The organism is Allobosea sp. GW822-FHT05A11, assembly GCF_058800455.1.
In genome coordinates this window covers 280,517-294,932 of record NZ_JBXAMI010000002.1, presented here as the reverse complement: position 1 = coordinate 294,932, position 14,416 = coordinate 280,517, and the positions used below count along the sequence as shown (strand labels likewise).

The window sequence follows — 14,416 nt, the reverse complement described above, 5'->3', positions numbered from 1 at the left end:
TGCTCTCCTCGGCGCGATCAATGGCTGCGGCTAACGATCTTGACAAGCTGGGTCGTTCGCGCAGAATAAGCAATAGAAATTATCGCATTGCAATAAAAACTCATCGGAGAGCGCTATGAAGGACTCTGTTCTGGTCGAGCTGCGTGGCGCGGTCGGCATCATCACGCTCAACCGCCCCGAGATCCTGAATGCCTGGAACGCACCGATGCGCGAGCGGCTGGTCGCCTGCTTCGACGAGCTGGAGGCGAACGAGGCCGTCCGTGCCATCGTCCTGACGGGCGCCGGCGAGCGCGCCTTCGGCGCCGGCCAGGACCTCAACGAGACCAAGACCTTCGATCCCGACCGCGCGGAGCTCTGGATGGGGGAATGGGAGCGGCTCTATGACCGCATGCGCTCGCTCTCCAAGCCGCTGATCGCGGCGCTGAACGGCGTCGCTGCTGGTTCCGCCTTCCAGGTGGCGCTGCTCTGCGACCTGCGCATCGGCCATGACGGGGTCACCATGGGCCAGCCCGAGATCAATTCCGGCATCGCCTCGGTCACCGGCCCCTGGATCATGAAGGAAATGATCGGGATCGCCCGCACCATCGACCTGACCCTGACCGGCCGGATGATGGATGCCGACGAATGCTTCCGCATCGGCCTGATCAACCGGATCGTGCCGAAGGAGCAGGTGATGCAGGCCTCGCTCGCGCTGGCCGAGGAGCTCGCCGGCAAGCCGCCGGTCGCCATGCGCCTCAACAAGGCCCGCTTCCGCGAGGTCACCGAGGAGAGCTTCCGCGAATGTCTCGCCGCCGGCATCCGCAACCAGCGCGCCGCCTACGCCACCGGCGAACCGGCCCGGATGATGGAGGAATTCCTCGCCAAGCGCGCGGCGCGCAAGACCGCCTGACCATCTGACCACCCACGGGGAAATGCGGAAAACCGCTTGTAAGGGGAGAAGACGATGACGAACCTGACCACGAAGCCGACCCGGCGCACCCTGCTGCAACTCGCCGGCGGCGTTGCTGCCGGCGCGGTCGCCGCGCCTTACCTGTCGGGCACGGCGCGTGCCGCGACGCAGATCACGGTCGCCGATCCCGGCGGCCCGTTCGGCCCGGCCTTCCGCAAGGCCTTCTACGACCCGTTCGAGAAGGCGACCGGCAACAAGGTCGTCAACGTCGCCCGCGAGGCCGAGCCCACCGCCCAGTTCAAGGCGATGGTCGAGACCAAGTCCTATACCTGGGACGTCTGCACGCTGACGCTCTCGGCCCGCGACATCCTCAAGAAGCAGGGCTTGCTCGACCCGATCGGCTTCTCGCATGCCGACGTGCCGAAGCTGATGCCGGAGGCGATCTCGGCCGAGTTCATGGGCACGGACGTCTACTCGACCGTCTTCGCCTATCGCACCGACCGCGTGAAGAACGCACCGGCGAGCTGGACCGACTTCTTCAATGTCGAGAAGTTCCCGGGTCGGCGCGCGCTGCGCAAGAACCCGATCGACACGATCGAGCAGGCGCTGCTCGCCGACGGCGTGCCGCTCGACAAGCTCTATCCGCTCGATATCGAGCGCGCCTTCAAGGTGCTCGACAAGATCAAGCCGCATGTCGCGGTCTGGTGGACGGGCGGCGCCCAGTCGACGCAGCTCCTGCAGAGCGGCGAGGTCGACATGCTGCCGGGCTGGAACGCCCGCCTGCAGGCCGCGATCGACGGCGGCACGCCGGCAAAGATCGTCTGGAACCAGGGCCTCTACTCGATCGAGGGCTGGGGCCTGCCAAAGGGCGGGCCGAAAGCGGATGTCGCGCGCCAGTTCATCCGCTTCTGCTCCGATCCGAAGGCGCAGGCCGCTTTCACCGAGGCGCTCGCCTACGGCCCGACCAATCTCGACGCCTACCAGACGATCGCAGCCGATCGTGCCAAGGTCCTGCCGACCTCGCCGGAGAACCTGAAGCAGATGGCGATCGCCAACGAGGATTGGTGGAGTGCCAACCGCTCCAAGGTCACCGAGCGCTTCAACGCCTGGCTGCTGGCCTGATGGCGACGGGGGCGGGGGCCGGGATGGCTGTGCGCGAGCCGAACACGGGCAAGCTGGTCATCGAAGGACTTGGCAAGCGCTATGGCGCGACCACGGCCCTCGAGCCCAGCTCGCTCAGCGTTGCCGAGGGCGAGTTCCTCACCTTGCTGGGGCCTTCGGGCTCCGGCAAGACGACGCTGCTCCAGCTCATCTGCGGCCTCGTCGAGGCCAGCGAGGGCAGGGTCGTGATCGACGGGCGCGACCAGTCGAACATGCCGGTCCACCAGCGCGATATCGGCCTCGTCTTCCAACACTACGCTCTGTTCCCGCACCTGACCGTGGCGGAGAACATCGCCTTTCCGCTCAAGATGCGTGGGCGTCCCTCGGCCGAGATCGCCGGCCGGGTCGCGTCCACGCTCGACATGGTCCATCTCGGCCATCTCGCCGGGCGCTTCCCGCGCGAATTGTCCGGGGGCCAGCAGCAGCGCGTCGCGCTGGCGCGCTGCTTCGTCTACCAGCCCTCGATCATCCTGATGGACGAGCCGCTTGGCGCTCTCGACAAGAAGCTGCGCGAGCACATGCAGATCGAGATCAAGCGGTTGCACCGCGAGAGCGGCGCGACCATCGTCTACGTCACGCACGATCAGGAAGAGGCGCTCGCGATGTCCGATCGCATCTGCCTGATGAACCACGCGAAGATCGAGCAGCTCGGCACGCCGCGCGAGATCTACGAGCGCCCCCGCACGGCCTTCGCCGCCGATTTCATCGGCATCTCCAACATCTTCCGCGGCAACTGGGACGGCAACGGCGCGCTCGATACCCCGCATGGCCGCTTCGCCCTGCCGCGTGGCGCCCATTGCCAGAGCAAGGATGCGGCGTTGGTCATCCGGCCCGAGAACCTCCATCTCGGCGAGCGCGACGGCAACGCCGTCAGCGGCCGGGTCAGCGAGATCGTCTATGCCGGCTCGGAGACGCGCGTCATCGCCGCGCTCGGCGATGGCAGTCCGCTCGTGCTGCGGCTCGGGCCGGACGATCCGGTGCCCGCCATCGATCAGGCCATCGTCGCCGGCTGGGCCCGCGACAAGGCGGTGCTGGTCGCATGAGCGCGGTCGCGGCACGAGCGGCTCCGGCGCGCCGGAGCGGGTTCCGGTTCGGCCCATTGTGGCTCGCGGTCCCCGGGCTCCTTTTCCTCGCGGTCTTCTTCGCCTGGCCGGTGGCGCAATTGCTCGGCCTCAGTGTCGTCGATCCCGAGAATGGCGGTTTGTCGACTGAGTCCTATCGGCGCATCGCCGCGACCGACGTCTATCTGCGCGTGCTCGGCATCACCTTCCGCATCGCCGGCTGGACTGCGCTCTGGTCGCTGTTGATCGGCTATCCGCTAGCCTATTGGCTGGCGCGTTTGCCGGACATGTTCCGCGGCCGCATGCTGCTCTTCGTCATGGTGCCGTTCTGGACGAGCTATCTCGTCAAGACCTTCGCCTGGATGATCGTGCTCGGCCGCAGCGGCATCATCAATTCGCTGGCGACGGGCTCCGGCCTCGTCGACCAGCCCCTGCCGCTATTGCACAACATGTTCGGCGTGATGGTCGGCATGGTCCATGCCATGGTGCCGCTCGCCGTGATGACCATGCTGCCGGTGATGACCGGCATCGACCGCCGCCTCGTCCAGGCCGCGCAGACGCTGGGGGCTGCTCCCGCACGGGCCTTCTGGCTGGTCTATTTCAAGCTCTCCCTGCCGGGCGTCGCGGCGGCGGGCCTGCTCGTCTTCATCTCCTCGCTCGGCTTCTTCATCGTGCCGGCCTTCCTCGGCGGGCGGCAGGAGACGATGCTGGCGCAGCTCATCATCACCCAGGTCCAGGAGCTGCTGAACTGGTCCTTCGCCGGGGCGCTGGCCGCGATGATGCTGGCGGCGGCGCTGGTCTCCTGCTGGATCTACGACCGGCTCTTCGGCATCTCGACGATTGCCGGCGGCTCGGCGCAGGCCGGGGCCGGGCGCATCCGCGATCTTGGCCTCGCCATCCTCGGGGTCGTAGGCGACATCGCCGGGCGTGCCGCAGCGGTGACGCAGCGGCTCCTCGGCAAGCGCATCTGCGGCTGGCTGCTGCCGGGCTTCTGCTGGCTCGTCATCGGCTTCCTCGTGCTGCCGACGCTCTTGGTGATCCCGCTTGCCTTCACCTCCTCGCAATTCCTCGAATTCCCGCCGCCGGGCTACGGAATCGGCTGGTTCCGCACCTATTTCGAATCGCCGCTCTGGATTCAGGCGACGATCCGTTCCTTCATGGTCGCCTTCGCCACGGCGCTGGCTGCGACCGCGATCGGCGGCTTCGCGGCGCTGGCGCTGGCCCATAGCCGCACGCGCTGGAGCGGGCTGATCTTCGCCTTCTTCCTCGCGCCGATGATCGTGCCGCGCATCGTCATTGCGGTCGGGCTGTTCTATCTCTTCGCCCGGATCGGTCTCGTCGCCACCGATCTCGGCCTGATCATCGGCCACACGGTGCTCGCGATACCGTTCACGCTCGTCACCATCGCCGCCGTGCTCAAGACCTATGACCAGCGGCTCGACCAGGCGGCGGCGACCCTCGGCGCCAACCGCGTCCGCACCCTCACGGGCGTGACGATCCCGCTGGTGAAGGGCGGCCTCGTCGCGGCCTTCCTCTTCGCCTTCATCACCTCCTTCGACGAACTGACCATCGCGATCTTCATCTCGGGCGGCGTCAAGACGACCCTGCCGAAGCAGATGTGGGACGATATGATCCTGCAGCTCAACCCGACGCTGGCCGCGGTCTCGGTCGTCGTCTTCGTGGTGGTGACGGTGATGCTGCTCCTGGCCGAACGCTTCCGCTCCTCCTCTTCTTCCTGATCCTGTCGACCGAAGCGCAACCATGACCTCCCCAGACCAAGACGGCTTCGTAGGCCTCCTGACCGCGCGCGCAGCCGCCGAGCCGGACCGCATCTATGCCCGCTTCGGCGGCGAGCCGGTGAGCTATGGCGAGATCGAGCGGCGCTCGGCCGCCTTCGCGGCGCACCTGCGGGCGCAGGGCATCGTCACGGGCGACCGCGTCGCGGTGATGATGCGCAATTCCATCGCGACCATCGCCGTGGTCTTCGGTCTCGCACGGGCCGGCGTCGCCTGGGTGCCGGTCAATGCCCAGCAGCGCGGCGAGGGGCTGAACTATCTCCTGACCCATTCCAGCCCGCGCCTCGTCGTGGCCGATGCCGAGCTCGCGCCGCAGATCGCCGAGGCGATGGGGCCGGATGCGACCCTGCCGGTGCTGCTGCATGCGCCGGACGGCGAGCTCGACGCCGTGCTCGCCACGCCCGCGCGTTTCGACGAGCCGGCACCGGCAGCCGATGCCGTCTTCGCGATCATGTACACCTCCGGCACGACCGGGCGGCCGAAAGGCGTGATCGTCTCGCACCGCATGCTGCGGCTGGCGGCCGAAAGCGTCGTCCGCCTGTCCGATGCAAAGCCGGGCGATGTCTTCTTCGTCTGGGAGCCGCTCTATCACATCGGCGGCGCCCAGCTTCTGCCGTTGCCGATGATCCGCGACGTGACGCTGGCCATGGTCGAGCGCTTCAGCGCCAGCCGCTTCTGGGCGCAGGTCCAGGAGGAGGGCGCGACCCATATCCACTATCTCGGCGGCATCCTGCAGATCCTGCTGAAGCAGCCGCCTTCCGCTGGAGATCGCGAGCATGGCGTGCGCATCGCCTGGGGCGGCGGCTGCCCGGCCGATATCTGGCCGCAGTTCCGCGATCGCTTCGGCACCGAGATTCGCGAATGCTACGGCATGACGGAAGCCTCCAGCCTGACCACCTGCAATACCAGCGGCGTGGTCGGCTCGGTCGGGCGGCCGATGCCCTGGTTCTCCGTCAGGCTGCTCGGTGGCGAGGGCAAGCCCGTCGCGGCGGGCGAGCGCGGCGAGATCGTCGTCGAGACCAGCATCCCCGGCGCGATCTTCCCCGGCTATCTCGACAATCCCGAAGCGACGGCGAAGGCCCTGCGCAACGGCGCCCTTCATACCGGCGACCTCGGCTCCTTCGACGCCGATGGCAATCTCTATTTCCACGGCCGCATGACCGACAGCGTGCGCTGCCGCGGCGAGAACGTCTCGGCCTGGGAGGTCGAGCACGTCGCCGCCGAGCACGACGCGGTCGAGGATTGCGCGATGATCGGCGTCGCCGCCGATATCGGCGAGCAGGACATCAAGCTCTTCGTCAAGCCGCGCCATGGCGCGATCATCGATCCGCAGGCCTTGTCCGGCTGGCTCGGCCAGCGGCTCGCGCCCTACCAGAACCCGCGCTACATCGCCCTCGTCGACGAGTTCGAGCGCACGGCGAGCCAGCGCATCATGAAGCACAGGCTCTCGCCCCGGCTCGACGATTGCTGGGACCGGGCCGGAACGGGGCGCTGACATGGCCGGCTGCGACATCCTCATTTCAGGCACCGGCGGTTTCGCCGCACGGATCGCCTTCGACATCGCCGCCACGGCCCGCGAGCCGGTCGATGTGGTCATTGCCGGCCGCAACCTCGAACGGCTGAACTGGCTGCGCACGGCCGCCAATGCCCGCGCCGCGCTCTTTGGAGCGAAGGCGCGCTTCACCACTCATGCGATCGACCTGCTTGCCCCGGACGCCTCAGACACGCTGCTCGCGGCGACCGGCCCGCGCATCGTCGTACAGGCCGCCTCGATCCAGACTTCGCAGGTGATCGCCCAGAGCGGCAATGCCTGGACGCGCCTCGTCGCCGAGGGCGGCCTGAGCGCAACGGCCGTCTTTCAGGCGCTGATCAGCGCCCGCGTCGCCGCCGCCATCACGCGCAGCCGCAAGCCGGTGACCCTGGTCAATTGCAGCTTCCCCGATGTGGTCAACGGCATGATCCGCGCGATGGGGCACGAGGTCGCCTGTGGCATGGGCAATGTCGCGATCCTGTCCAATGTCTTCGCCGGCTCGGCCGCAGTGCCTGCCGGCACCGCGGTCAAAGTTCTCGCGCATTACCAGAACCTTTCAGCCTGGCGGCGCCGTCCCGAGGAACGCGACGGACGCGCCCCGCGCGTCTGGCTGGATGGCGAGGAGGTCGCCGACGTCTATGCCCGCTTCGCCGATATCCAGCTCACGCCCGAGCCGGTGATCGAGATTTCCGGCGCGAGCGGCGTCCCGATGCTGCTTGCCATGGCGGCGGGCCGGCCCTGGCAGGGGCATGTGCCCGGCCCGGACGGCTTGCCCGGCGGCTATCCGGTCCGGCTCGCGGGCGGCACGCTCGAACTCGATCTGCCGCCGGGGCTGACGCGCGAGGATGCCATCGCCTGGAACGCTTCCTTCGAGGCGGCCAACGGCCTCGTCGTGTCGTCTGAGGGGAGGGCGAGCTTTGCCGGCATCCTCGGCGGCAGGATCGCGGGGCACGTTCCGGAGCTGCGGGATGGGTTCGACATCCGCGAGCTGGAAGCCGTCTGCGAAACGCTTCTCGGCTTGCGCGAGACCTTGATGCGAAGCGCGTAGCCCGCGTTGCTGCGGATTGTGCCGCTATACGGGGCGTGCCACTATTCCGCCTCATTCGCGGCGGGGTTCCTCATGAGCAGCACATCGACCGGCGGATTTTCCGCCGCGCCCGGGCAGTTTCGCATCGGCTCGGTCATGAACAAGACTTTCGCGATCCTCGGACGTCAGTTCGGCAAGTTCGCCCTGCTGGCGCTTGTGCCGATGATCCCGATCTTCCTGCTGACGCTGGGCGCGCTGTCGTCGGGTGCCCCTTCGCCATCGGGCATCGCCTTCGGTGCGGTGCTGACCGGGCTCCTGACCTTCGTGCTCCAGACCGTGGCGCAGGCGACGAGCCTTTACGGCGCCTTCCAGGAGATGCGCCAACAGCCCTTCACCATCGGCGACTCCCTGCGGATCGGGCTCGCACGTGCCGTTCCCGTCATCGGTGTCGGCATCCTCGTCGGTCTCGCGACCGGTCTCGGCTTCCTGCTCTTCGTCGTGCCGGGCGCCATCATCGGCTGCATGCTCTATGTCGCGATCCCCGCCTGCGTCATCGAGAAGACCGGGGTGACGGCGAGCATGAGCCGCAGCGTCGCGCTGACCAAGGGCTATCGCTGGCAGATCTTCGGGCTCTTCCTGCTGGTCATCGTCATCGCCCTGGTCGGCGCTCTCGTGCTGGCGCGGATCGGTGGCGGCGGCCTGATCGGGGATATTCTCGGCTTCGCCTGGCAGGTCGTCTCGACCGCTTTCGGTGCCGTGCTCTCGGCCGTGATCTATCACGATCTGCGCATGGCCAAGGAAGGCATCGACCTCGATACGCTGGCGAGCGTCTTCGACTGACGCAAGCTTGCCGAACTGCGGCAGGCCTTCACGGGCCGGTCGCAGCCGGCTCGTTCTTGTCGGCGCGGTAGCGGCCGAATTGCTGCTCGCCTTCGAGATGCGCCCGCTCGGCCGTGTAGAAGGCCCTGAGGAAATCGAGCGTCTCGACTGGCGGAACCTCTTCCGTCCAGCCGATCTTGCGGCGGATCTTCTCGCAGACCTGGCGCTGCATTCTGTGCGTGTCGGGTGAGGACGGGCGGCGCAGCAGTTCCTCCAGAACCTGCAATTCGAAGGCGCCATAGGCGTCGAGCTGCTTGCGGCTGAAGACGAAGCGGCTCTGCGCCTCCGCGAGTTCGGCCAGCAGGGCTCGCCGCGGCACCGAGATGACCATGGTCCCGCCGATCAAGTCACCGGCCCGCAGGTGGTCGCGGTTGAAGAAAGGCAGGGCCGAGAGCGCGACCGCCCAGCCGAAATAGCTCGCCGCCGTCCAGAATTCCGCGCCGGCCCCGATCTTCGGCACGGCGAAGAACAGCCCGAGCGGCAGGAAGATCTCAACCTCGCGCGTCAGGTTGCGGGCGACGATCGCGCCGGGCAGCAGCGGGCCGCCGCTGCGGTCGATCACCTTCAGGTTGACGATGCGCTTGCCCGGCGTCGCGCCCTGGCTCTGCAGCTCGAAATGGATGAAGTAGAGGTTCCGGAGCAGGAAGGACAGAAACAGCACGACCGTGACCGTCACCGAGCCGGTGACGCCGTGGAGCAGGGTCAGGCCCAGCACGAGGAAGAGCAGGGCGGTCGCCAGCATCCAGAACAGGAAGTCGATCAGGAAGGCGACGAGCCGCTCGCCGTGGTTGGCGATGTCGACCTCCAGCGTCACGCCCTCCGGCGTGCTGATCTCGCGCCGGTTGCGGGTGGTGCCGTCGAGCAGGCGGTTGATGCGGTCAAGTCGCTGGGCCATGGGTTCAGCGCCTGCCGCTCAGGAGGAAATAGGCGGTCCACAAGGCGCCGGTCGCCGCGCCGATCGCCAGCCGCCAGGGCGTCGAGGCGATGAGCTGGCGCAGGCCGCCCTCGATGATCCCCGCGACGAAGAGCATCAGCACCGCTCCGCCGGCGAGCCCGGCCGCCGCCTTGCCGGCCATGGCCAGGCTGTCGAGGCGGCTGTAGCGACCCGGAAACAGGATCTTCTCGGCGATGACGAGCCCGCCGGCGCCGCACAGGATCAATGCGCCGATCTCGGTCACGCCATGGATCGAGATCCAGCCGATGAAATCGACGAGCAGCCCGCGATTGTAGTGCAGGGCCAGGAAGGCGCCGAGAATGAGGCCCTGATAGCCGAGTAGCAGCAGCGTCGGCACACCGCCGAGCACGCCGAGCCCGAAGGTCATGATTCCGATCGTCGCGTTATGCCGGAACAGGAAATTGGCGAAGACGACGAAGGAATCGACGAATCCGGGCCAGGGCGCGAAGATCTCGGTCCGGCGTAGCTGGTCGGCGGTGCTCGCGGCCCCGCGCCCGCCGGCCATGCTCTCGGGCACGAGCATGCCGAACCAGGCTTCGTTGGGCAGCACCATCAGGTAGCCGATGGCGATTCCGGCGGCGATGGCGAGCGTCGCCAGCAGGATGTGCCAGCCGGCCGCACGGACGGCCGCCGGGAAGCCGCGCTTCAGGAAGCCGCCGAGCGCTTCGAGGATGCCGATGCGCGGCCCGTAGACGACGAAGAAGGCGCGCAGCACCAGCCCTTCGAGATAGAGGATGAGGTTGCGGTCGAGCGCGATCGAGCGGGCGACGGAAAGCGAAGAGGCCGCGGTCCGATAGAGCAAGGGCAGTTCCTGCAACTCCTCGGCGGAGAGGCGCGACAGGCCCTTCTTCTCGACACGCGAGACGAGACCGTCGAGCATCCGCCAGGCCGTCTCGCGGCTGCGGCGGAATTCGGCGCTGCGCAGCGTCACGGTCGCGACAGGGGCCGGCGGCGGAGCGGCGGAAGGGCGAAGCGGTTCTATAGCAGCCCCCTCTGCTTGATGGTCAGGTAGCGGTTGACGAGACCGACGGCGAGGCCGCGTGGCGGGATTTCCAGGCAATGCACGCCCATCCGTGCCAGCCGCTCCAGCACGACGGCGCGCTCGCGCTGGAGGTCGCGCGCGACGACCGCCTCGGCGACCGGCCGGAAGCCGGCGGGCTCGGCATCGACGATATCGGCGAGCAGCGGGTCGCGCAGCGTGACGAAGATCACGGCATGGCGGTTGGCCATGCGCTGCAGGCTTTCGAGCAGCAGTCCCGCCGTCGTCGTGTCGATAAACTCGGTGAACAGCACCACCAGCGCCCGGCGCTTCAGGCGGGTGTTCAACTCGGCGAGGCCGAGGGTGAAATTGGTCTCCTCGGCCCGGTAGCCGAGCTGGCCGGACGCATTCTGGAGCCTGGCGAAGGCGTTTCGGCCGGGCGAAGGCTGGAGATATTGCCGGATGCGTGAATCGAAGCCGAACGAGCCGACATGATCGCCGCTGCGCAGCGCGACCCAGCCGAGCAGCAGCCCGGCATGGATGGCATGGTCGAGCCGCGGCAGGCCGTCGATCGGCTCGGCCATCAGGTACCCGGTATCGAAGGCGAGCACGATCTGGTGGTTGCGCTCGATCCGGAATTCCTTCGACAGCAGCTTGAGATGCTTGGCCGAGTGCTTCCAGTCGATGAAGCGGTTGTCGAGCCCCTGGACATGGTCGCGCAGCGCCTCGAACTCCGTGCCTTCGCCCTTCTGGCGCTGGACCTTGATGCCGTCGATCGCATCGCGGTTGAAGAACTGCACGGCGGCCGAGGCGATGCCGCGGATATCTGGCACGACGTCGATCGTCAGCGCCTGCGGCCGGCGCTCGCTCCGGCCGGCGAGACCCAGCGGCCCGCGCCAGCGCAGCCAGAGCGCCTCGATCGTGATCCGCCCGCGCCGGAGCGGACGCACCGGCAGCGTAACCGAACCCACGGCTCCCGGCGGGACATCGAGCCGGGCTGGTTCGGGCGAAGTTACATCGCCGCTCTGCTCCGGCAGGACCTGGATCGACACGGCCCGTGATGCGCCTTCGATGGCGCCGCTGACGCTCAATTGGCCCTCGCTACCGATATACAATCGCGGCGGCGCATCGACTGTCAGCGAAAGCCGCGACGGCCGGGCGCAGAGCAGGGCGTCGAGCCCGATCAGCGCCAGGACGAACAGGCCGAGATCGAGCGCGATCGGCCAGAGCGACGGGTCATGGATCAGCAATCCGATGGCGACCGGCACGGTCGCCCCGAAGAGCAGCACGGCGCGCGGGGTCGGCCTGATCATCGCGGCACGGCGACCTGGTCGATCAGTTCCAGGATGACCTTGTCGCTGATCAGCCCGTCGATCTCGGCATTGGGCGCGAGCACGATCCGGTGCCGCAGCAGGGGCAGGGCGATGCCCTTGACGTCGTCGGGGATGACGAAGTCGCGCCCCTGCGTCGCGGCCCGCGCCCGGCTGGCCGAGGCGAGCATCGTCGCGGCGCGGGGCGAGGCGCCGGTCTCGATCGCCGGATGGTTGCGGGTCGCGCGGATCAGGTCGACGATATAGCCGACCAAGGGCTCGCCGAGAGCGATCCCGCCGACCAGCGCCCGCGCCGCCAGCAGGTCCTGCTCAGAGACGATAGAGGCAAGGCCGAACTCCGCGAGCTTCGGCATGGCGGCGCGGTGCCCGTGCCGCGCGACGATGGCGAACTCCTCCTCGCGGCTCGGATAGGCGAGGTTGATCTTGAACAGGAAGCGGTCGAGCTGCGCCTCGGGCAGCGGATATGTGCCCTGCTGCTCGATCGGGTTCTGCGTCGCCACCACCATGAAGGCCTCGCCCAGCGGATGGGTCGTGCCGTCGATGGTGACGTTGCGCTCGTTCATCGCCTGCAGCAACGCGGCCTGCGTCTTGGGCGGCGTGCGGTTGATCTCGTCGGCGAGCAGGATATCGGTGAAGATCGGCCCGCGCGTCAGGTTGAAACTGCTGGTGCGGAAATCGAAGAGATTGGTGCCGAGCAGGTCGCCCGGCATCATGTCGGGCGTGAACTGGATGCGCCCGAAGCGCAACGACAGCCCCGCCGCGAAGGATTGCGCCAGCAGGGTCTTGGCCGTGCCCGGCACCCCCTCCAGCAGCACATGCCCGCCGCAGAGCAGGCTGACGAGCATGAGGTCGACGACCTCGTCCTGGCCGACGACGGCTTTGCGGATTTCGCCGCGAAGCGCTTCAGTGATCGTCGAGACGTCGCGGAGTTCCATGCGGCAGGTCCTTGCGCCAGTGATGGAGGGCCTGCGCCGCGGCGAGCAGCGAGGCGAGATTGCGGGGGCCGGCCGCAGGGCTGTCGCCCAGCCCTGAGAGGGGTTTCGGATCGATGCCGCGCGCCTCGGAGGCCCGCGCGAGCCACTCGGTGAGCGCGGCACCTTCGAGCCCGGCGGGAGCGCGCAAGGCCCGCGCCGCATCCTGAAGCGTCATCGCGATATAGCGTTGCAGGATCGCGCCATGGTGCCCGGCATAGTCGACCAGCGCCGCGGCATTGCCGATCAGAGCATGCCGGCCGGCATCGAGCCGACGCGGTGCCGGCAGCGGAGCGCCGAAGCGCCCCATCGCCGCCCAGAGCAATAGCGCGGCCGCGACCAGGATCTGGACGAGCACCAGGTTGAGCGGGAATTCATAGAGGAACTTCAGCAGGTTCGGCGGCGATCTTCTGAAGCCGTGGATGGTCTCGTCGAAGACCAACGTGCCGCTTTTCCCGTCCAGCAACGCGGCGACGATGTCGCGTGCGAACGTGGCGTTCCCGCCCTTGCCGATGCCGTGGTTCTCGATCGGGTCGGGATCGGCCAGAATGAGCGTCCGGCGATTGCCCTGCCGCAACTCGCCCAGCAGGATGCCGTCCGGCGTCGAGATCAGGGGGGTGAGGTTGGAACCCTTGATGAGCTGGAGCTCGCCCTGGACGGTCGGGTCCGCCGCGGAAATCGTCTTCTGGAAGGAGGCCGGCGGCTTGGTCCGGACGATATCGCCGCCGCTCACGGCAGCGCCGAGCACGGATTGGACTTGTAGCACTGGAGCCAGTTCCGCCTCGCCGATCCAGTCCTTGCGCCGCTCGCCCGGTTTCACGGTCCATTTCGGCAGGACGAGCAGGATGCGGCCGGCGATCCGGAGCTTGTTGCGATTCTCCTCGCCCGTGAGGCTTCCGGAGGGCTCGGCGAGAATGAGCACACCATTCTCGCTGACGGCGGCAAGCGGGCGGTCCTCGGCTTGCACCGTCTTGTGGCCGAGACCCTCGAGCAGGTCATGGAAGGCGAGATGCCCGACGGCGGAGCTGGAATAGCTGTTGGCGCCGGAGGCGAGGCCGCCCGCCTCGCGCCCGCCCATCCCCGTCAGCAGCAGAGATGCCGCGAAGAGTGCGAAGAGCGCGGCAGCGAGTGCGGCCAGGATACGCGGCTGGAAGGTTGTTCCCCCCATCAGGCCGGCCCTGTCGCAAGGGAGCGCCGCAGCGTCTCGAATTCCTGCCGGCAGCCGAGATAGTCCTTCTGCCCGGCCGGCCGCCCGCCGAAATACGTTTGCTCGACCGATTGCACGATCGCGCCGAGCGCGCCGGTCCCGCTCTGCGGCAGGGCAACCCGGCGCAGGATCTCGCGGCTGGTCAGCGACACCGCGAAACTGGTGCCGAGCCGCAATCGGATTTCGGCGAAGCTCTTCAGCAGCAGCACATGCATGGCCTCGCCATACTGCCCCCGGCGCGCGAGATCGTCCGCCTCGAGCTGTGCTTCCTCCATCCGGCCGGAGGGGTCGGAGAAGCCGGACATTGTCTCGGCCGCTTTGATCCGGCGCGAGCGGCTGAAGGCGGGCAGGCTGTCGCGCAGCGACCAGAGCGTCACGGCCACGCCGAGAATGACGGCGCCCCAGAGCAGGATGCGCAGTGTATCGGGCGAGAGGTCGAATTTCAGCCAGTCGAGCCAGCCCGGCTGGCGTGGCTCGGGCACCGGCATCGTCGTCTGGATATCGTGGCGGCGGATGGCCAGCCTGACGATCTCGCCCGCATCGCTGGCGGCCTGCGCCACGCCGCTCAGGGTGACGGCGCAGAATGCAACGAGCAGGAGAGGCAGTCGCTTCACAACCTTCGAATCCGT

At 68.0% G+C, this 14,416-nt stretch carries 13 protein-coding genes; 7 read left to right on the top strand and 6 right to left on the bottom strand.

The features are described from left to right. The first annotated feature begins 115 nt into the window (after nt 1–115). The 7 genes from AC1RLU_RS06810 (at nt 116) to AC1RLU_RS06780 (ending at nt 8,305) form a co-directional block, all read left to right on the top strand. Nucleotides 116–889, top strand: a complete 774-nt coding sequence (locus tag AC1RLU_RS06810) for an enoyl-CoA hydratase/isomerase family protein (RefSeq protein ID WP_061968208.1) — start codon at nt 116–118, stop codon at nt 887–889. Between the two features lie 54 nt (nt 890–943). Next, nucleotides 944–2,011, top strand: a complete 1,068-nt coding sequence (locus AC1RLU_RS06805; RefSeq protein ID WP_091858972.1) for an ABC transporter substrate-binding protein — start codon at nt 944–946, stop codon at nt 2,009–2,011. Between the two features lie 23 nt (nt 2,012–2,034). Next, on the top strand, nt 2,035–3,093 hold the full coding sequence (locus tag AC1RLU_RS06800; RefSeq protein ID WP_492794624.1) for an ABC transporter ATP-binding protein: 1,059 nt from the start codon (nt 2,035–2,037) through the stop codon (nt 3,091–3,093). Beyond that, the gene (locus tag AC1RLU_RS06795) at nt 3,090–4,850 is read left to right on the top strand and encodes an ABC transporter permease subunit (protein WP_113584993.1); all 1,761 of its coding nucleotides are present in this window, start codon (nt 3,090–3,092) and stop codon (nt 4,848–4,850) included. Before AC1RLU_RS06800 ends, AC1RLU_RS06795 begins: the two co-directional genes overlap by 4 nt. 22 nt (nt 4,851–4,872) lie before the next feature. Further along, nucleotides 4,873–6,402: a class I adenylate-forming enzyme family protein gene (locus AC1RLU_RS06790; RefSeq protein ID WP_492794623.1), complete on the top strand. Its 1,530-nt coding sequence runs from the start codon at nt 4,873–4,875 to the stop codon at nt 6,400–6,402. A gap of 1 nt (nt 6,403) precedes the next feature. Beyond that, nucleotides 6,404–7,486: a hypothetical protein gene (locus tag AC1RLU_RS06785; protein ID WP_492794622.1), complete on the top strand. Its 1,083-nt coding sequence runs from the start codon at nt 6,404–6,406 to the stop codon at nt 7,484–7,486. Nucleotides 7,487–7,558: 72 nt separating this feature from the next. Next, nucleotides 7,559–8,305: a hypothetical protein gene (locus tag AC1RLU_RS06780; RefSeq protein ID WP_113584996.1), complete on the top strand. Its 747-nt coding sequence runs from the start codon at nt 7,559–7,561 to the stop codon at nt 8,303–8,305. Nucleotides 8,306–8,333: 28 nt separating this feature from the next. On the opposite strand, the gene AC1RLU_RS06775 is transcribed toward AC1RLU_RS06780, so the two are convergent. From AC1RLU_RS06775 to AC1RLU_RS06750, 6 genes are read right to left on the bottom strand one after another with little or no spacing between them, the layout of a single operon-like run. Beyond that, entirely contained in the window at nt 8,334–9,239 is a 906-nt protein-coding gene (locus AC1RLU_RS06775) for an RDD family protein (RefSeq protein WP_492794621.1), read from the bottom strand. Nucleotides 9,240–9,243: 4 nt separating this feature from the next. After that, a complete protein-coding gene (locus AC1RLU_RS06770; protein WP_248309286.1) occupies nt 9,244–10,230 on the bottom strand; it encodes a stage II sporulation protein M in 987 nt (328 codons plus the stop codon). 47 nt (nt 10,231–10,277) lie between these two features. Further along, nucleotides 10,278–11,591 (bottom strand): DUF58 domain-containing protein, encoded by a 1,314-nt coding sequence (locus AC1RLU_RS06765; protein ID WP_492794620.1) that lies wholly within the window; start codon nt 11,589–11,591, stop codon nt 10,278–10,280. Continuing rightward, nucleotides 11,588–12,544, bottom strand: a complete 957-nt coding sequence (locus AC1RLU_RS06760) for an AAA family ATPase (protein ID WP_492794619.1) — start codon at nt 12,542–12,544, stop codon at nt 11,588–11,590. Before AC1RLU_RS06760 ends, AC1RLU_RS06765 begins: the two co-directional genes overlap by 4 nt. Continuing rightward, nucleotides 12,513–13,748, bottom strand: coding sequence for a DUF4350 domain-containing protein (locus tag AC1RLU_RS06755; RefSeq protein WP_492794618.1), 1,236 nt, complete (start codon nt 13,746–13,748; stop codon nt 12,513–12,515). Before AC1RLU_RS06755 ends, AC1RLU_RS06760 begins: the two co-directional genes overlap by 32 nt. Next, on the bottom strand, nt 13,748–14,401 hold the full coding sequence (locus AC1RLU_RS06750) for a hypothetical protein (RefSeq protein WP_492794617.1): 654 nt from the start codon (nt 14,399–14,401) through the stop codon (nt 13,748–13,750). The genes AC1RLU_RS06755 and AC1RLU_RS06750 overlap by 1 nt, the downstream gene beginning before the upstream one ends. Nucleotides 14,402–14,416 lie beyond the last annotated feature (15 nt).